An 18,355-nucleotide genomic window follows, 5' to 3' on the forward strand; every position below is an offset into this window, starting at 1 on the left:
CCAGGGAGACGCCGGCATCCACAGGGCGCCGAAGCGCGCGGAAGGTCAGGCGTGTGCCAGGCGCGTCATATCGCGACGACGGCGCATCACACCGCCCGCCGCGCCAAAGCCGAGGATAAGCATGCCCCAGGCAGCCGGCTCCGGCACCGCCGAGCGGAAGTTCGAAACCTCGAAGGCATTGGACGACGGCGAGTTCGCAAAGCTGACGGTGGTGAAATACTCGCCGGCGCTCAGCGTCTTGAACTGCACAGCCTGCGCAAAGCCCTGCTGTCCACCGGACTGGGAGAAGCCCAAGCCCGTTGCGGTGAATATCGCCGTGTTGCCCAGCGACGTATTGACGGTGAACCTGTTGTAGGTGTCGGGCGACCCCCAGAGGAAGCTGAGATACTTCGTGCCGGGCGTAAACGTCAGGATGGCCGGCTCACCGGCGGTCGGACCTGCAGCAAGGAAGTTGCCCACCGTGCCGACCGGCATCGCCGCATAGCCGGTGCTCGAAGAAAGGACAGACCCGCCCGACAAGGTGGCGACGGAGCCGCCGTTCAATCCTGCAGACGTCAATGCCAGCAAAGCGCCGCCCGCGCTGCCTAGGGAACCGGATATTTGGGCATTTGCAGCCGTCGCGGAGACGAGCGCGATCGATGCCAACGCAATATGGCGTAAAGCTTTCATGGTTGATCCTCTCTGTGTGGTTGTCCCCCACCAATCGACTTTTGTCGACGGCCAGTTCTATACCACCACAGCGAAGTATCAGACACATTGAGGAAACGATCGCACGTCCCGCATCGGAACAGTCACCGAGCAGCGACGTTAAGCCTACCAGCGATAGTTGAAGCTGACGCTGATCCGCTTTTCCTTTTCTTTTCCGTCGCCAGGGGGCACTTCATGACGAAGCCAGCTTTCCCATAGCAAAATCGTGCCTGGTTCCGGGACTACTTCGATGAAGGGCTGGAGCGACTCTGGCGCATCGGGCCGCCGCGTCGGCGCGGCCATCATCATGGCGAGTCGCGGATCTTCCAGCTTGAGACCGCGCGCGCCCGGCGGCAGCGCGACATATACGGTGCCCGAGACGACGCTGTGCGGGTGGATGTGCGCACCGTGCCCGCCCTTGCCGTCGAGCACGTTTACCCACAGGCTGTCGAGCTTGAGCTTGCGCCCGCCCAGGTCGAACGCACACGCCTCGGCGAACTTCGCGACATGCTTGTCGAGCAACCGCTTGAGATCGGCGAAGGCCGGGTCTCGGATCGGCAGGTCGTTCAGGGAGGCATAGCTGGTGTAGCCGCGATAATGGTTCTCGCGGCACCAGCGACGCCCGGCGGTGTCGTCCTCGGCCAGTTGGAGGCATGAGGTTTCGAGATCGGCAACCAGCGCGTCGTCGCCCAGCGGCTGCTGGTAGAGCAGGGTCGAGAACAGCGTACGCATCAGGCGGACTCGACCATGCTCACTTCATATTGCGCGCGGCGCAGCGCGGTGATCAGCCGATCGAGATGGTTGCGGTCGCGAGTCTCGCACTCGATGTCGGTCACCAGCCCCTTGGCGGGCAGCGAGGTGAACACGCGCTGGTGATACACCTCGATGATGTTCACGCCCTGCTCGTGGAAGATCCGCGCGACGTGGAACAGCGCGCCCGGGCGGTCCTGCAGGCGAATGCGCAGACGCGCGAGCCGGCCCGAGCGGGCAAGGTCGCGCAGCAGCACATTGGCGAGCAGCCGCGTATCGATATTGCCGCCGCACAGGATGGTGCCGACGGTCTTGCCCTTGAAGCGCTCCGGCTCGGAGAGCAGCGCGGCGAGGCCGGCAGCCCCTGCCCCCTCGACCACCGTCTTCTCGATCTGGAGCAGCAGGCTCACCGACTCTTCCAGCCGGCGTTCGCCGACCAGCACGATGTCGTCGACCAGCGCCTCGACGATCTTCGCGGTGATGGTGCCGGGATACTTCACCGCGATGCCCTCGGCGAGCGTGTCGCCCGCGCACGGCATCTCGGTGTGGTGCACCCGGTTGTACATCGACGGGTAGAGCTCGGCCTGGACGCCCAGCACCTCGATCGACCGGTCCTGCGCCTTGGCGACCACCGCCGCGCCCGAGATCAGCCCGCCGCCGCCGATCGGCACGACCAGCGTGTCGATGCCCGGCACGTCCTCGAGCAGTTCCAGCGTCGCCGTGCCCTGGCCGGCGATCACGCGGGGATCGTCGAACGGGTGGATGAAGGTGAAGCCGCGCTCCGCCTCGAGCTCGCGGGAGTGCTGGTAGGCGGCGTCGAAGGTCTCGCCGTGGAGCACGACATTGGCGCCGTGGCCTTCGGTCTGGGTGACCTTCACGATCGGCGTGTTCTTGGGCATCACGATCGTGCTGGGGATGCCCAGCCGGGTCGCGTGATAGGCCAGTCCCTGCGCATGGTTGCCGGCGGACGCCGCGATCACGCCCTTGGACCGCGCTTCGGCATCCAGTTGCAGCAGCGTGTTGAGCGCGCCGCGTTCCTTGTAGGCGGCGGTGAACTGGAGATTCTCGAACTTCAGATACACGTTCGCGCCGGTCAGCTGCGACAGCGTGCGGCTGTGCAGCGTCGGCGTGCGCACCACCGCGCCCGAAATTCGCTGGGCCGCCGCACGGACATCGTCGATCGACACGGGGAGCGAGGCGGGCGCGTTTGCTGCTTTGGTAGCCATGATCCTGCCCGCCTAGACCATCTGGCGCGGCAGGGGAACAGGCCCTATGCCCGCACCCATGTTCACGCGCCTCAAGCGGCTTGCCGCCGCCACCGCCCTGCTGCTCGCGCCCGCCGCCCAGGCCGATGGAATCGTTGACAATGTCAACGGCATCACGCTCGATGCCAAGGGCGCGGTGGTGCGCTTCGAGGCGCTGCAGATCGACCCCTATGGCAAGGTGGTCGCGGTCTACGCCAAGGGGCAGAAGCGGCCCAAGAAGCTGGTCTGGCGACTGGACCTGAAGGGCGCGACGATCGTGCCGGGCATGATCGATGCGCACGGCCATTTCATGGGGCTGGGCTTCCAGCAGCTTCAGCTCGATCTGTCGGCCACCACCAGCCTTGACGACGCCCTCGCCCGCATCGGCGACTATGCAGGCAAGAGCCGGGCGAAATGGGTGCTCGGCCGCGGCTGGAACCAGGAAGCCTGGAAGCTCGGCCGCTTCCCCACCGCCGCCGATCTCGACCGCGCGGTAAGCGATCGCCCGGTCTGGCTGGAACGGGTCGACGGCCATGCGGGCTGGGCGAACAGCAAGGCGCTCGAACTCGCCGGCGTTAACGCCGCGACCAAGGACCCCGCCGGCGGGCGCATCGAACGCGACGCGAGCGGCAAGCCCACCGGCGTGCTGGTCGATGCCGCGACCGAGCTGGTCGCCAAGGTCGTGCCGCAGCCGACCCCGCGCGAGCGCAACGCCGCGTTCCTCGCGGCCCAGCAGAAGCTGCTCTCGCTCGGCATCACCGCCACCGCCGACATGGGCACGACGGTCGACGACTGGGAGACGATGCGCGGCATGGCCGATATCGGCCAGCTCCACCTCCGCATCCTGAGCTATGCGCACGGCGTCGACACCGCGCTTCGCGTGGCGGGCGCCGGGCCGACGCCCTGGCTCTATGGCGACCGGCTGCGGATGGGCGGCATCAAGCTCTATGCCGATGGCGCGCTCGGTTCGCGCGGGGCGTGGCTCAAGGCCGATTACAGCGACGCGCCGGGCAACAAGGGGCTGGGCTTCCTCACCGACGACCAGCTGCTCAACCTGATGGCGCGCGGCGCGATGGACAATTTCCAGCTCGCCGTCCACGCGATCGGCGACCGTGCGAACCAGCAGGTGCTCGACGCGATCGAGATCCTGTCCGAGACCTACAAGGGCGATCGCCGCTGGCGGATCGAGCATGCCCAGATCATCGATCCCAAGGACCTGCCGCGCTTCGCCAAGCTGGGCGCGATCGCCTCGATGCAGCCGGTCCACCAGACCAGCGACCGGACGATGGCCGAGGCCCGGCTGGGGCAGGACCGGCTCGCCGGTGCCTATGCCTGGAAGACGATGCTCCGCGACGGGACGCACCTGGCCTTCGGCTCGGACTATCCGGTCGAGAGCCCCGATCCCTGGGCGGGCTGGGCGGCAAGCTTCACCCGTCAGGATGCGAGCGGCAACCCGCCGGGTGGCTGGCGCCCCGAGGAGAAGCTGACCCGTGAGGAAGGCTGGGCGGGCTTCACCATCGGCGCGGCCTATGCCGGCTTCGCCGACGACAAGATCGGGCGGCTGGCCCCGGGGCTGTGGGCCGACTTCCTGATCCTCGACCGCGACCCGCTGACCGTCTCGCCCGCCGAGCTGCGCGGCACCAAGGTGGTCGAGACCTGGGTCGGCGGCCGCCGCGCCTGGGGCGCGAAGCCCTAGGCCCCATGTTCCGGCTGGCGATGGCCGGCGCGCAGTGGCGCGGCCGGATCGGCGCGGCGCTGGGTGGCGCGATCGGCATCGGGGCGACCGCCTGGGTATCGGCGCTGGTCGGTTTCGACCGCACGACGGCGATCCTGCTCGCGGCGCCGATCGGCGCCTCGGCGGTGCTGGTGTTCGCGGTGCCGTCGAGCCCGCTGGCACAGCCCTGGCGCGTGATCGGCGGGAACGGGATTTCGGCGCTGGTCGGGCTGGCGGTGGCGTGGTCGCTGGGGCATGGCGCGCTCGCGGCGGGGGCCGCGGTGGGGCTGGCGATCCTAGCGATGTCGCTGACCCGCAGTCTGCACCCGCCGGGCGGCGGCACGGTGCTGCTGCCGGTGCTCGCGCCCGCGGTGCTGGCAAAGGGACTCGGCTTCGTGCTGCTGCCGATCGGGCTAAACGCGGTGCTGCTGACGCTGTGCGGGGTGCTGGTCCATCGCTTCACCGGCCACAGCTACCCGCACCGGGCGCAGCCGGCGCCGCCTGCGCCGGGCCTGTTGCCGGCGGATATCGACGCGGCGCTGGAGGAATCCGGCGAGGCCTTCGACGTCAGCCGCGAGGATCTGCTCGCGCTGCTCGCCCGCGCCGAAAACAATGCGGCAGCGCGACGCGGGTAAAGCAAGCAAAAGCCCCTCCCCTTCAGGGGAGGGGTTGGGGTGGGGGATGACCGACCAGCCGAGGACTCGCTTCCAGCTCAGGCCCCACCCCCAGCCCCTCCCCTGAAGGGGAGGGGCTTTCTTAGGTCAGTGCCCGCAACAACGGCGGGCCCAGCGTAAACACCCCGATCGCCGCCGCCGCGAGCGTTGCCACCAGCACCCCGCCCGCCGCCAGATCCTTGATCCGGCCGATCGCGGGATCGAAGTCCGGACAGATCCGGTCACACAGATCCTCGATCGCCGTGTTGAACGCCTCGGCCAACCAGACCAGCGCAATCGCCAGCACAAGCCAGCGCCATTCTGCCGACGACAGTCGCAGGACGGCGCCGACAGCTACCGCACAAAGCGAAGCCGCCAGATGCACCCGGGCATTATGCTCCTCGCGCACCAGCACGCGCAGTCCTCGAATCGCGTAGCGGAAGCTCTTCAGGCGCGCGGAAATGCTGAAGCCCTTTCGGGAGGTTTGTCGGTCCTTGGGCAGCGTCATCCGACCAGCGTGGCAGATCCGCCCCCACGCCGCCACCCCCGAAACGAAAAGGCCGCCGCCACCCGAAGGTGACGACGGCCCCGCCCCTGCGTGATCTTGGATAAATCAGGCGACCTGGGTATCGGCCTGCAGCGCTTCGTCCGGCTCGCGCAGCACATAGCCGCGGCCCCAGACGGTCTCGATGTAATTGTCGCCCTCGCATGCCATGCTCAGCTTCTTGCGCAGCTTGCAGATGAAGACGTCGATGATCTTGAGTTCGGGCTCGTCCATGCCGCCATAGAGATGGTTGAGGAACATCTCCTTGGTCAGCGTGGTGCCCTTGCGAAGCGAGAGCAGCTCCAGCATCGCATATTCCTTGCCGGTCAGGTGCACGCGGGCGCCGTCGACCTCGACGGTCTTGGCATCCAGGTTCACCGCCAGCTTGCCGGTGCGGATGACCGACTGCGAATGGCCCTTCGAGCGGCGCACCACGGCGTGGATGCGGGCGACCAGCTCTTCGCGGTGGAACGGCTTGGTGACGTAATCGTCGGCGCCGAAGCCGAACGAGCGGACCTTCGAGTCCATCTCGCTGATGCCGGAAAGGATCAGCACCGGGGTCTGCACCCGCGCGGTGCGCACCTTCTTCAGCACGTCATAGCCATGCATGTCCGGCAGGTTCAGGTCGAGCAGGATGATGTCGTAATCATACAGCTTCGCCAGATCCAGGCCTTCCTCGCCGAGGTCGGTGGTATAGACGTTGAACCCTTCGCCCGAAAGGATCAGTTCGATCGCCTTGGCTGTGCTAGGCTCGTCTTCGATCAGCAGCACGCGCATTGCCGGTTCCCCTGTCCACACCACACGACGTGCCCCGATGCCCGACGCGCTGGACGCTTCATTAACCTAAGCGTCAATGAAGCCAAAAGGTTAATTTCCCGTAAGCCGGGCGGTTCCGCAAGCCCTGTGGAATCTACGCATCGGGTTCGACCGTATCCGGTGAATCATGGGGCCTTACCTCGATATCTTCCCCAAGAACCTCACGTAGATACAGGCTGCGCACCAGCGTGAAGATTACCACCAGCAGGGCGGCCGAGAAGAACAGACCGAACAGGCCGAAGACGAAGCCGATGCCGATGATCGCGAATAGGGTGACCGCCGGCGGAATGGAGATCACGCGACTCTGGACGAACGGCGTCAGGAAGTTCGTCTGGATGATTCGCACGCCCGCAAACACGAACAGACATCCGATCAACGCCCCCGGACCACCCGTGGCCGCAAGGCCGAGCGCCGGCAGCATGGCAGCGGTGGGACCGACATAGGGAATGAACTCGCTGAGCCCCGCCAGCAGCCCGAGTGCCGCCGGCGACGGCACGCCCGCGATCCACAGGCCCACCCCCACCAGCAGGCCCATGCTCGTCATCAGGATCAGCTGGGTGCGCAGCCAGAGCCGCAAGGTCGTGCCCACGTCCGCCAGCGCATCGGCGATCGCATCGCGCGTGTCCCCCTTCGGCGCCAGCAGCAGAAGGCCGCGCAGATAGACGCCGGGATCGGCGGCCATGAACAAGGCGCCCACCAGCAGCAGCAGCGCATTCAGGAAAAGCTCGAAGGAACCCAGCGCGAAACCGCTCGCATCGCGCGCCACGCGGGAACCGGCAAAGGCCACCTCGGCTGCGTCATAGAATTTGGCGGCAACAGGACTTTCCTGTGCCCATGCCTTTAGGCGTGCGACCAGTTGCGGGATGGAGCGCACCAGCGCCTCCACCTGCGGACCGAACTGCACCGCGAACAGCCAGACGAGGAAGGCGATCGCCGCGAGGACGCTCAGCATCGAGGCGACCACCGACCAGCGCTTCGGCACGCCCAGCTGCGCATAGCGATCGGCAATGGCGCGGATGACGACCGCGCCCAGCACGGCGCCGAAGGTGAGGATCAGGAGATCGGCCGCGCGCACCAGCGCGACCACCACCGCACCAACGGTGAGCAGGATCAGGACGCGGCGGATAAACCGCGCATCGGCATCATCGGGAACGAGGCGCTTCACGCCTCCCGAACGCAGATGCTGCGCAACCGCTCCGTCAGAAAATCGATCAGCGTTTCGACGCGCACGGGGCGACGCGATCCCGGCGGCGTGACCAGGTGCAGACCTACCGATCCGGCCACCCAATCGGCCAGGATCGGCTCCAGCCGCCCTGCGCCGATATCGGCATCGACCAAGAAGCCGGGCAGCCGGGCGATCCCCAGTCCCGCTCGCAGCGCAGGGAGCATCGCTTCCCCGTTATCGGTGCGCAGCGGCCCATCGACCCGCACCGCCGCCTCCTCGCCGCCCGCCTTCTTGAACCGCCAGACACCGGGCGTCGCGGTATTGGTGTAGACGAAGCAGGCATGGTGGGCGAGATCGGCCGGATGCTGCGGGCGCCCGGCGCGGTCGAGATAGGACGGCGCCGCCACGAGATGAATGCCGACCGGCCCCAGCCGGCGGGCACGCAGTGAGCTGTCGGGCAGTTCGGCTATGCGCAGCGCGACGTCGATGCCTTCGCCGACGATGTCGATGAAGGCGTCCGACAAGGTGAGCTCGACCTTGATTTGCGGGTGCGCGGTCATGAATTCGGCCAGCACGCCGGAAAGGTGGCGCGCGCCGAAGGTGAGCGGCGCCGCGAGCCGCACCACGCCGGAAGGGGCGCTGGCCGATTCGAACGCGGCTTCCTCCGCCGACTGGCCGTCTTCCAGGATGCGCTGGGCATGCTCGGCGAGCTGCTGCCCGCTGTCGGTGAGCGTCAGCCGGCGCGAGGTGCGGTGGAACAGCGCGGTGCCCAGCCGCTCTTCCAGCCGCGTGATCGCCTTGGATACCGTCGCCTTGGAGACACCCAGCGCCAGTGCCGCGCCGCTGAACGAGCGATGCTCCACCACGCTGGCGAACACCGCCCAGGCCTCGAAATCCGGTAGCTTCATCCCCGCCCCTCCTGATCGGGCAAAGCCATATCATGAAACGATCAGTTTCCAACGTTTCCGTTTACGCGACGATGCCGATCCCTATCTTGGCGGCAACACATGGGAGATCAGCGATGATCGACAAACGCAGTTTCGAAAGCCTGGGCGGCGCCGATCACGGCTGGCTCAAGGCCAAGCACCATTTCAGTTTCGCTGACTATTACGACCCGTCCCGGATGGGCTGGGGCGCGCTTCGGGTGTGGAACGACGACGAGATCGCCCCCAACTCGGGCTTCCCGCCGCACCCGCACCAGAACATGGAAATCATCACCTATGTCCGCTCGGGTGCGATCACCCACCAGGACTCGATGGGCAACAAGGGCCGCACCGAGGCGGGCGACGTGCAGGTGATGAGCGCGGGCACCGGCGTGCGGCACGCGGAATATAATCTCGAGCCGGAGACGACCCGGATCTTCCAGATCTGGATCCTGCCGCGCGAGGCCGGCGGCCAGCCGAGCTGGGGCGCCAAGCCCTTCCCCAAGGGCGATCGTTCGGGCCGCTTCGTCACGCTGGCCTCGGGCTTCGCGAACGACAAGGACGCCCTGCCGATCCGCGCCGACGCCCGCGTGCTGGGCGCCACGCTCAAGGCGGGCGAAAGCGTACCCTATACCGTAGGTGAGGGTCGCCACGCGTATCTTGTACCGGCGGTTGGTTCGATCAACCTTGATGGTGATCGCGTCGATGCACGGGATGGGGCAGCCCTGTCGGGTGGCCAGACCGTGACGATCACCGCGATCGAAGATGCCGAAATCGTCCTCGTCGACGCCGAGTAACCCTTTCCCCAGGGGGCGGCCTACCCGCCCCCCTTTCTTCCCATGACAGGAACATCGCCATGACCAAGATCCTCGTCCTCTACTACTCGTCCTACGGCCATATCGCGCAGATGGCCGATGCCGTCGCCGAAGGCGCACGCAGCGCCGGTGCCACCGTCGACGTCCGCCGCGTCGCCGAGACCGCGCCGTTCGACGTCGCCCAGGCTGCCGGCTTCCGCGTCGACGAGAGCCACCCGGTGCTCGACGACGTCAACCAGCTGGCGCAGTATGACGGCATCATCGTCGGCACCCCCACCCGTTTCGGCCGCATGGCCAGCCAGATGGCGGCATTCTGGGACAAGGCCGGCGGCGTGTGGTTCCAGGGCCAGCTGAACGGCAAGGTCGGCGGCGCCTTCACCTCGACCGCGTCGCAGCATGGCGGCAACGAGACCACGCTGTTCTCGATCATCACCAACCTGCTGCACTTCGGCATGACCATCGTCGGCCTCGACTATGGCTATCAGGGCCAGGGCGGCGTGGACGAAGTGAAGGGCGGCTCGCCCTATGGCGCGACCACCATCGCCGACGGTGACGGCAGCCGCCTGCCGAGCGCAGCCGAGCTGGACGGCGCCCGCTACCAGGGTCGCCGCATCGCCGAGACCGCTGCGAAGCTGAAGGCGTAACCCCTCGACGACCGCGCCCGTCGCGTATCGCGCGGTCCACAAAGGACGGCCGGAGCCCCGCTCCGGCCGTTTTTGCATCCGGGCTCGCGCATTTCGCCCGGCGCGCTATATCCCGCCCATGTTCAAGGACCGGGTACTCTTCATCGACGGCGAAGCGCTGATCATCGACAAGCCGGCGGGTCTCCCCGTCGATCGCCCGCGCGATCGCAGCGAAAGCCTGGAGGACCTGCTCGACCAGCTCACCTTCGGCTTCCAGCGCCTGCCCGTCCCCGTCCACCGGCTCGACCGCGATACCAGCGGCTGCCTGCTGCTCGCGCGGAACCCCAAGGCGATGAAGCGCTTCGGCCAGGCGTTCGAGGCCGGCCAGGTGACCAAGCGCTATGTCGCGATCCTCGACGGCGTGCCCGAGACGGAGAGCGGCGAGATCGACCTGCCGCTGGGCAAGGTCTCCAGCATCGAAGAGGGCTGGCGCATGACCCATGATCCCAAGGGCAAGCGCGCGCACACGCGCTGGAAGCGAATGGAAGTCCATGACGGCCGCGCCCTGGTCGCTTTCTATCCCGAGACCGGTCGCACCCACCAGATTCGCGTCCATGCGCTGGAGGGCATCGGCATCCCGATCGTGGGGGACCCCGTCTATGGCCGCGGCGGCCCGGCGCTGATGCTGCATGCGCAATCGATCACGCTGCCGCGCCCCGGCAAGCCCGACGTCCATGGCGACGCGCCGCTGCCCGCGCGCTTCCAGCACATCGGCTTCGGCCGCCCGAATGGCTGAGATCCCCGACGAGGCGATCGTCGAGGAGAAGTTCCTCGCCGCGACCGGCCCCGGCGGGCAGAATGTCAACAAGGTGGCGACCGCGGTGCAGCTGCGGGTGGACGTGTTCCGGCTGGGCCTGTCGCCCTATGCCTATGAACGGCTGAAGGAACTGGCCGGCACCCGGATGACCTCGGCCGGCGAGCTGCTGATCACCGCGCGGCAATATCGCACCCAGGATGCCAACCGTACCGACGCCCGCCAGCGTCTGTCCGACCTGATCGACAAGGCGCATGAGCGGCAGGCCCGGCGGATCAAGACCAAGCCGAGCAAGGCCGCCAAGGCGCGCAGGGTCGATGCCAAGAAGGGGCGTTCGGCGGTGAAGGCCGGGCGGGGCAAGGTCAGTTTCGACTAGCGGCAGACGCATATCCTCCCCCGCCAGGGGGAGGTGGCGTCGAAGGTGACGGAGGGGGAGGATGCCGGAACGGCAGCCGTTGTGCTTCCTCCCCCTCCGAGCCGCTGCGCGGCCCACCTCCCCCTGCCGGGGAGGAAACACCGGGGACGCCAATAGCCCCCCTCGCACCCGCCGCGACGATCGCCTACATCGCGTCCATGTACAGCTTCGACATCACCGCCGACAGCAAGGCCGAGCTTTATCGCGACCTCGCCGCCGCCCTCGACTCGCTGACCGCCGCGGAGCCCGATCCGATCGCCAACATGGCGAACGTCTCCGCGCTGATCGGCCAGTATCTTCCCGACCTCAACTGGGCGGGCTTTTATCGCAACGTCGCCGACGAGCTGGTGCTGGGCCCGTTCCAGGGCAAGGCGGCATGCATCCGCATCCCGTTCGGCAAGGGCGTCTGCGGCGCCGCCGCCGCGACTCGCGAGACTCAGCTGGTAGAAGACGTCCATGCCTTCCCGGGCCATATCGCTTGCGACGCCGATAGCCGCTCGGAACTCGTCGTACCGATCGTGCACCAGGGGGCGCTGCTGGGCGTGCTGGATCTGGACAGCCCCGTGCCGGCCCGCTTCGACTCCGGTGATGCCGCCGGATGTGAAGCGCTGATGCGGATCCTCGCACCCCGCATCGCCTGACAACCGAACCATCGCGCATCGCTGATGGGCGATTGCGTCGGGCCTGTTGCGGTTCGGCGACACTTTGTCGCGCCCCCTATTTTCAATCGCTTACCCCCCACACTCACCGTTCCGTCAGGCAAAGTGGTAATACCACAATTTGTTTTTGTATTAAATTGGCCTTGACACAATAAGACCGATACCGACCAATGTAGACCTGCAGCGTCCTCCAACGACAGTGCCACGGGAGGGCACGGGGACGCGGCGGCCAACGGCAGCACGCCAGCATTGGGGGTTTTCACATGAAATTGACGGGTAGCGACACGGGCAGCAAACGTCACCACATCCGCAGCCTCTGGCTCGCATCGGGATGTCTGGCAGCGTTGAGCTTCGCCACCGCCGCACAGGCGCAGACCGACACCGCGGCACCGGCGCAGGAAGGCGGCGAGATCGTCGTCACCGGCATCCGCGCCGCAATCGACAACGCGATCGATGCCAAGCGCCAGGATACGCGCGTGACGGACGGCATCTCGGCCGAGGATCTCGGCAAATTCCCCAGCGAAAACATCACCGAGGCGATCCAGCGCATCTCCGGCGTGCAGATGTCGAACATCAACGGCCGCGGCGCGACGATCAGTATCCGCGGCCTGGGTCCGCAATATGCGATGACCACGGTAAATGGTCAGACCTTCAAGAGCGCGGACTTCACCGACGGCTTCCGCTACGACATCATCCAGACCGAACTCGCCAACGCCATCCAGGTGATCAAGTCGCCGACGGCGGACATGGACGCAGGCGGCCTTTCCGGCACCGTCAACATCCAGACGACGCAGCCGCTCGACTACAAGAACCGCCAGCTGGTCCTCTCGGTCAAGGGCCAGAATTCCGACTATGCCGGCGGCAAGATCACGCCGAAGATCAGCGGCAGCTATGTCGACCAGTTCGCCGACGGCACGCTGGGCGTGTACGTCAACCTCGGCTACCAGAAGCTGAAGGACCGCGCCGACTATTTCTGGATGGACCGCTGGGCGACCCAGAAGATCGCCGGTGCCGACACCTTCGTGCCGCGACGCCCGCGCTATCGCCGTATCGATCGTGACACCGAACGCCTGATGGGCAGCGGCGGCGTGCAGTGGCGCCCGAGCGACCGGATCGAGATCGATGCGAGCGCAATCTACGCCAAGGACATCACCGACTATGACGTGAATCAGCAGGTGTTCCTGTTCAACACGTCGAACATCGCCGCCAGCAACGTGGTGAAGGGCGTCGCGACCAAGGCGACAGCCACCAACTTCACCATGGAAAACAACCGCCAGCACGAGGATCGTAACCTCGTCAGCCAGGATTACACGCTGTCCGGCAAGTGGACGGGCGAAGATGGCTGGTCGGCACGCACGGTGTTCAACTACACCAAGGGCAGCACCTATCAGCGCGAAGCTGCCGCCATCCTGGGTGTGACGATCCCCACCGCGACCATCGACTTCTCCAACCCCGACTCGGTGAAGTACAGCGTCGGCACCGACCTTTCCAACCCGGCACTCTACGCCCCGGCGACGCTGACCCGGAACGAATACCCCAACGGCGCCACCCGCCGGATGGAATCGAGCGAAACCTCGGGTCAGGCCGATCTGTACAAGGAAGTGGCGCTCGGGCCGATCAACAAGCTGAGCGTCGGCGCGAAATATCGCCACGAGACCTTCAACCGCGACGTCAGCCGCCACGATATGATCGCGCTGCTGGCCAACCAGCCGGTCCCTTCCAGCCCGATCTTCCCGGCGATGGCGACCAACAACTATCCGGTCAGCGGCTTCCTCAACGGCGATTCCGGCATCGCCGGCGCCTGGATCGGTCCGGACCTCGGCGCCTATGACAAGGCGCTGGCCGCCGCCGGCATCATCGTGCCGGACATTGCGGCGCCCGAGGCGAGCTATCATGTCGATCGCTACATGCCCTCGGTCTATGCGATGGCAAGCATCGATACGCAGCTCGGCGGGATGACGCTGCGCGGGAATCTCGGCGTGCGCTACGAGCACACCAAGCAGAAGGTGAAGGGCAACATCACCGCGCCGCGCGCCGACGGCTATGACGAAGTCCAGCAGAAGATCGGCGACTATGCCGTCAGCCAGAGCTACGACAACGTGCTGCCCAGCCTGAACCTCGTGCTGGAGCCGACCAGCAAGGTGCAGGTGCGCTTCGCCGCGGCAAAGGTGCTGGTGCGCCCGATCATGGACAGCAACACGTCCATGGCGCAGACCACCAGCAGCTCGCCCAACACCTTCCCGGCGGGCACCAACACGATCACGGTGGATCTGGGCCAGGCCGGTCTCAAGCCGCTGACGGCGAACCAGCTGGACCTGGGCGTAGAATGGTACTTCACCCGTTCGAGCGCGATCGCGCTCAACGGCTTCTACAAGTGGATCAAGAACGGTACCTTCTCGCGCCTGATCTGCCCGACCTCCTTCAACGGCACGTCGCTCAGCACCGCGGGCAATGACTGCGTGGATGCGAAGGGGAACATCTACGACATCACCCAGACGCTCAACGACCCCAGCACCATCAAGGTGAAGGGCTTCGAGGTCAGCTGGAACCAGTCGTTCGATCGCATCCTGCCGGTGGACGGCTTCGGCATCCTCGCCAATTTCACGCGGGTCTATCCGCAGAAGGTGGCGATCGGTACCGGCTTCACCATCCGCAACCTGTCGAAGGTGACGTGGAACGTCTCGCCCTATTGGGAGAACGAGCATTTCAACATCCGCCTCTCGGTGAACCACCGCAGCAGCTACGAGCAGAACAGCGCGGACAGCTTCTTCGCGCGGGAAGGCCATATCGTGCGCGGCCGTACCCAGTTCGACCTCAGCGGCGGCTATTCGCCGAACAGCTGGCTCAGCTTCGCGGCCGGGGTGATCAACCTCAACAACAGCCGCGAACAGGCCTATTTCCGCGATCCCGCCGTGTGGCAGGAGAGCAGCTTCTACGGCCGCAGCTTCTACCTCTCGGCCACGCTGAAGATGTAAGACCCATCGGGGGCGGCACCCAGCCGCCCCCGCGCTTTTCTGCGTTACTGGAGTGCCCGACTTGGCCGAACTCGCCGCCCGCCGTCTCCGTCTCCTCGGCCCGGTAGCGGCCGGCCTCGCCCTCGCCAGCCCGGCCGCTGCGCAGCCTGCCCGACCGGCGGCAGCGCCTGCCGTCCAAGCCGAAACCACCGCCGCCCGCGCCGTGCTGGCCCGCCTCGGTGTCGACACGCGCAGGGTCGATCTGCACCTCATCCCCGGCGCCACCCCGCTATTCCGCGCCCGCACCGCCGCTGGCCGGCTGCGAGTCGAGGGTTCCTCGCCCGTCGCGCTGGTACGCGGCGCCGCCCGCACGCTGGGGCAGCAGGGCAGCCTGTCCGTTTCCTGGGAGGGCATCCGCAACCGCCCGCTCACGCTGCGCGACGGCTATGACAGCGGCGTGGTCGCATCGCCCTTCTCGCTGCGGACCTATCTGAACACCTGCACCTATGGCTACACCACGCCCTGGTGGACCTGGGGACGCTGGGAGCGCGAGATCGACTGGATGGCGGCGCATGGCGTCGACACGCCGCTGGCGATGGAGGGGCAGGAGTTCGTCTGGCGCGCGCTGTGGCGCGAGCAGGGCATGAACGACGGCGAGATCGGCGAGGGCCTCTCCGCCGCGCCCTTCCTCCCCTGGCAGCGGATGGGCAACATTGCCGGCTACCGCGCGCCTCTTTCGGCCAACTGGATCGAGAAGAAGCGCGTGCTCCAGCGCCAGATCCTGGCACGGATGCGGTCGCTCGGCATGAAGCCGATTCTGCCCGCCTTTTCCGGCTATGTGCCCGAGGCCTTCGCCAAGGCGCACCCGCAAGCGAAGATCTACCAGATGCGCCAATGGGAGGGCTTTCCCGGCACCTATTGGCTCGATCCGTCCGACCCGCTCTTCGCCAAGCTCGCCGCCCGCTTCCTTCAGCTCTACACGGCAACCTACGGCCCCGGCGAATACTATCTCGCCGATGCCTTCAACGAGATGGTCCCGCCGATCGCGGAGGACGGCAGCGACGCCCGCGCCGCGACCTATGGCGACGCCATCGCCAACACCGCCGCGACGCGCGCCGCGGCACTGCCCAGGGAGGTCCGCGACGCCCGCCTCGCAGCCTATGGGGAACGCCTCTACCGCTCGATCACCGCCGCCGCACCCAATGCGACCTGGGTGATGCAGGGCTGGCTGTTCGGCGCCGACAAGGCGTTCTGGACGCCCGACGCGATCGCCGCCTTCCTCTCCAAGGTACCCGACGAGCGGATGCTGGTGCTCGACATCGGCAATGACCGCTATCCCGGCATCTGGAATGCGACCAAGGCCTTTTACGGCAAGGGCTGGGCGTACGGCTATGTCCACAATTACGGCGGCAGCAACCCGGTCTATGGCGACCTGAATTTCTACCGCAGCGACATGACGGCCGCACTCGCGAACCCCGGCCATGGCCGGATGCGCGGCTTCGGGCTGTTTCCGGAGGGGCTGCACAGCAACAGCATCGCTTACGCCTATGCCTATGACCTCGCCTGGGGGGAGATCGACGCAAAGGGACAGGCCCGCCCGCTCGATGCGTGGCTGACCGATTATACCAAGGCCCGCTATGGCGCCACGTCGCCTGCGCTGGTCACCGCCTGGAACGAGGCGATCGCAGGGGCCTACAGCACGCGCTACTGGACCCCGCGCTGGTGGCACGAACAGGCCGGCGCCTATCTGCTGTTCAAATTCCCCAGCCTCGATGGCGCCGAATACCCCGCCGCCCCCGGCGACCCTGTGGCACTCCGAGCGGGGATCGAAGCGCTGCTCGCCCAGGCGCCGCAGCATGCGGGCGAGCCGCTCTACACCTATGACGTGGTCGATCTGGTCCGCCATTATGCCAGCGTGAAGCTGGACGGGCAGCTCAAGGCCGCCGTCGCCGCCTACAAGGCCGGCGACCTCGCCACCGGCGACCGCGCTACCGCGACTGCCGAAAAGCTGGCCAAGGACATCGACGCCATCGCCGGCAACCAGCAGGAAACGCTGGGCACATGGCTTGCCGACGCCGCAGCCTATGGCGATACGCCCGCCGAGAAGGCAGCGTTCGTCGAACAGGCCAAGGCGGTGGTGACGGTGTGGGGCGGCACGGGCCATCTTTCCGACTATGCGTCGCGCGCCTGGCAGGGCCTCTATGGCGGCTATTACTGGCCGCGCTGGCAGCGATTCCTCGCAGCCCAGCGCGCCGCCGCTGCCGCCCACACGCCGTTCGACGCCAAGGCCACCGCCAGCGCGATCCGCGACTGGCAGGCCACCTGGCTGACGGACGGCCGCATGTGGGCGCGTAAGCGCCCTGCGTCACCGCTTGTCCTTGCCCGCAGCTTGTTGGCAGAAAGCGACGCACGATGACCGAAACCCAGGCCAACACCGTCGCCGCGCTGGCGGGCAAGCCCCGCTTCCTCGCGCTGGACGTATTTCGCGGCGCCACGATCTTCCTGATGATCCTGGTCAACACCTCGGGCCCGGGTGCCCCGCCCTATCCGCAGCTGGTCCATGCCAAATGGTTCGGCTTCACGCTGGCCGACCTGGTGTTCCCCACCTTCCTGTTCGCGATGGGCAATGCGATGAGCTTCGCCTTCCGCAAACGGGTGGCGACGGCCCCCTTCCTCGCCCGGCTGTTCAAGCGTGGCGCGATCATCTTCGTGCTCGGCTATCTGATGTACTGGTTCCCCTTCGTCGAGCAGGGCGCGAACGGCTGGGAACTCAAGCCCTTCGCGCTCACGCGCGTGCCGGGCGTGCTCCAGCGGCTCGCGCTCTGCTACGTGGTGGCAGGACTGCTGATCCGCTGGCTGAATCCGCGCCAGCTGCTGCTCGCCGGCATCGCGATGCTGCTCGGCTATTGGACGATCCTGCTCGCTTTCAGCCCGCCGGGCATGGCGTTCGACAAATATGCCAATATCGGGACGCAACTCGACCTGTGGCTGCTCGGGCCGGGGCACCTCTACAAGAAGGACGCCGGCTTCGATCCCGAGGGTTTGCTGGGCACCCTGCCCGCCACGGTCAACGTGATCGCCGGCTATCTCGCCGGGCTTGCCATCGTGCAGGGCGGTGACCTGCGTCGCACGGTCGCGCGGATGGCGCTGGTCGGGGTGGCGCTGGTGGTGGCCGGGCTGGCCTGGTCGCCCTGGTTCCCGATCGCCAAGAAGCTGTGGACCGGCTCCTACGTCCTGCTGACCGTCGGGCTTGACCTGCTGCTGCTCGGCGGCGCGATCTGGCTGATCGAGGTTGCCGGGTTCAGGCGCGGCGCCCGCTTTTTCACCATCCTCGGGCGCAACCCGCTGGCGATCTACCTCTTCTCCGAACTGTTCGTCACCCTGCTGGGTATCATCCCCGCAGGCGACCAGGGCGGAGTCTACGAGGCGGCGGGCGTGGGCGTGTTCCAGACGCTGGCGCCGGGGCCGCTGGGCTCGTTGCTCTGCGCCTTTGCCTATACCATGCTGTGCTGGGCAGTCGGCTGGTGGATGGATCGCAAGGGATGGATTTTGAAGGCCTGAGCTACGCCTTATAAGCCA

17 protein-coding genes are annotated in these 18,355 nt (G+C 66.8%); 10 read left to right on the forward strand and 7 right to left on the reverse strand.

Annotation, left to right across the window (positions count from 1 at the left end; translation table 11 throughout):
• Positions 1-45: 45 nt before the first annotated feature.
• From A7X12_RS26495 to A7X12_RS20130, 3 genes are all read right to left on the reverse strand, one after another.
• Entirely contained in the window at positions 46-669 is a 624-nt protein-coding gene (locus A7X12_RS26495) for a PEPxxWA-CTERM sorting domain-containing protein (protein WP_157105665.1), read from the reverse strand.
• 144 nt (positions 670-813) lie between these two features.
• Positions 814-1,419: a TIGR02466 family protein gene (locus tag A7X12_RS20125; protein WP_064313248.1), complete on the reverse strand. Its 606-nt coding sequence runs from the start codon at positions 1,417-1,419 to the stop codon at positions 814-816.
• The gene (locus tag A7X12_RS20130; RefSeq protein ID WP_064313249.1) at positions 1,419-2,663 is read right to left on the reverse strand and encodes a threonine ammonia-lyase; all 1,245 of its coding nucleotides are present in this window, start codon (positions 2,661-2,663) and stop codon (positions 1,419-1,421) included. Before A7X12_RS20130 ends, A7X12_RS20125 begins: the two co-directional genes overlap by 1 nt.
• A 46-nt stretch (positions 2,664-2,709) precedes the next feature.
• On the opposite strand from A7X12_RS20130, the gene A7X12_RS20135 reads away from it, so the two are divergent.
• Both A7X12_RS20135 and A7X12_RS20140 read left to right on the forward strand, forming a co-directional pair.
• Complete coding sequence (locus A7X12_RS20135) at positions 2,710-4,377, forward strand: amidohydrolase (RefSeq protein WP_443029315.1); 1,668 nt, start codon at positions 2,710-2,712, stop codon at positions 4,375-4,377.
• A gap of 5 nt (positions 4,378-4,382) precedes the next feature.
• Positions 4,383-5,030, forward strand: a complete 648-nt coding sequence (locus A7X12_RS20140; RefSeq protein ID WP_064313250.1) for an HPP family protein — start codon at positions 4,383-4,385, stop codon at positions 5,028-5,030.
• A 121-nt stretch (positions 5,031-5,151) separates the two neighbouring features.
• Here A7X12_RS20140 and A7X12_RS20145 read toward each other — a convergent pair whose 3' ends face one another.
• The 4 genes from A7X12_RS20145 to A7X12_RS20160 all read right to left on the reverse strand — a co-directional run bounded on the left by A7X12_RS20145 (position 5,152) and on the right by A7X12_RS20160 (position 8,481).
• Entirely contained in the window at positions 5,152-5,556 is a 405-nt protein-coding gene (locus A7X12_RS20145; RefSeq protein ID WP_064313251.1) for a diacylglycerol kinase family protein, read from the reverse strand.
• Between the two features lie 105 nt (positions 5,557-5,661).
• Positions 5,662-6,369 carry a response regulator transcription factor CtrA gene (ctrA, locus tag A7X12_RS20150; protein ID WP_064313252.1) on the reverse strand — a complete coding sequence of 236 codons (708 nt, stop codon included), beginning with the start codon at positions 6,367-6,369 and terminating at the stop codon, positions 5,662-5,664.
• A 133-nt stretch (positions 6,370-6,502) separates the two neighbouring features.
• The gene (locus A7X12_RS20155; RefSeq protein ID WP_064313253.1) at positions 6,503-7,573 is read right to left on the reverse strand and encodes an AI-2E family transporter; all 1,071 of its coding nucleotides are present in this window, start codon (positions 7,571-7,573) and stop codon (positions 6,503-6,505) included.
• Positions 7,570-8,481 (reverse strand): LysR family transcriptional regulator, encoded by a 912-nt coding sequence (locus tag A7X12_RS20160; RefSeq protein ID WP_064313254.1) that lies wholly within the window; start codon positions 8,479-8,481, stop codon positions 7,570-7,572. The genes A7X12_RS20155 and A7X12_RS20160 overlap by 4 nt, the downstream gene beginning before the upstream one ends.
• A gap of 113 nt (positions 8,482-8,594) precedes the next feature.
• On the opposite strand from A7X12_RS20160, the gene A7X12_RS20165 reads away from it, so the two are divergent.
• The 8 genes from A7X12_RS20165 to A7X12_RS20200 all read left to right on the forward strand — a co-directional run bounded on the left by A7X12_RS20165 (position 8,595) and on the right by A7X12_RS20200 (position 18,337).
• Positions 8,595-9,293, forward strand: coding sequence for a pirin family protein (locus A7X12_RS20165; RefSeq protein ID WP_064313255.1), 699 nt, complete (start codon positions 8,595-8,597; stop codon positions 9,291-9,293).
• Between the two features lie 59 nt (positions 9,294-9,352).
• On the forward strand, positions 9,353-9,955 hold the full coding sequence (wrbA, locus tag A7X12_RS20170) for an NAD(P)H:quinone oxidoreductase (RefSeq protein ID WP_064313256.1): 603 nt from the start codon (positions 9,353-9,355) through the stop codon (positions 9,953-9,955).
• 118 nt (positions 9,956-10,073) lie between these two features.
• Entirely contained in the window at positions 10,074-10,730 is a 657-nt protein-coding gene (locus A7X12_RS20175) for an RluA family pseudouridine synthase (RefSeq protein ID WP_064313257.1), read from the forward strand.
• Positions 10,723-11,124, forward strand: coding sequence for an alternative ribosome rescue aminoacyl-tRNA hydrolase ArfB (arfB, locus tag A7X12_RS20180; RefSeq protein WP_064313258.1), 402 nt, complete (start codon positions 10,723-10,725; stop codon positions 11,122-11,124). The genes A7X12_RS20175 and arfB overlap by 8 nt, the downstream gene beginning before the upstream one ends.
• Before the next feature lie 197 nt (positions 11,125-11,321).
• Positions 11,322-11,804, forward strand: a complete 483-nt coding sequence (locus tag A7X12_RS20185) for a GAF domain-containing protein (RefSeq protein ID WP_064313259.1) — start codon at positions 11,322-11,324, stop codon at positions 11,802-11,804.
• 281 nt (positions 11,805-12,085) lie between these two features.
• Complete coding sequence (locus A7X12_RS20190; protein ID WP_064313260.1) at positions 12,086-14,797, forward strand: TonB-dependent receptor; 2,712 nt, start codon at positions 12,086-12,088, stop codon at positions 14,795-14,797.
• A 52-nt stretch (positions 14,798-14,849) separates the two neighbouring features.
• Positions 14,850-17,192, forward strand: a complete 2,343-nt coding sequence (locus A7X12_RS20195) for an alpha-N-acetylglucosaminidase (protein ID WP_232318615.1) — start codon at positions 14,850-14,852, stop codon at positions 17,190-17,192.
• Complete coding sequence (locus A7X12_RS20200; protein WP_064313262.1) at positions 17,189-18,337, forward strand: acyltransferase family protein; 1,149 nt, start codon at positions 17,189-17,191, stop codon at positions 18,335-18,337. The genes A7X12_RS20195 and A7X12_RS20200 overlap by 4 nt, the downstream gene beginning before the upstream one ends.
• The last annotated feature ends 18 nt before the right edge of the window (positions 18,338-18,355 follow it).

Source organism: Sphingomonas sp. TDK1 (genome assembly GCF_001650735.1).
Taxonomy (GTDB): Bacteria; Pseudomonadota; Alphaproteobacteria; order Sphingomonadales; family Sphingomonadaceae; genus Sphingomonas.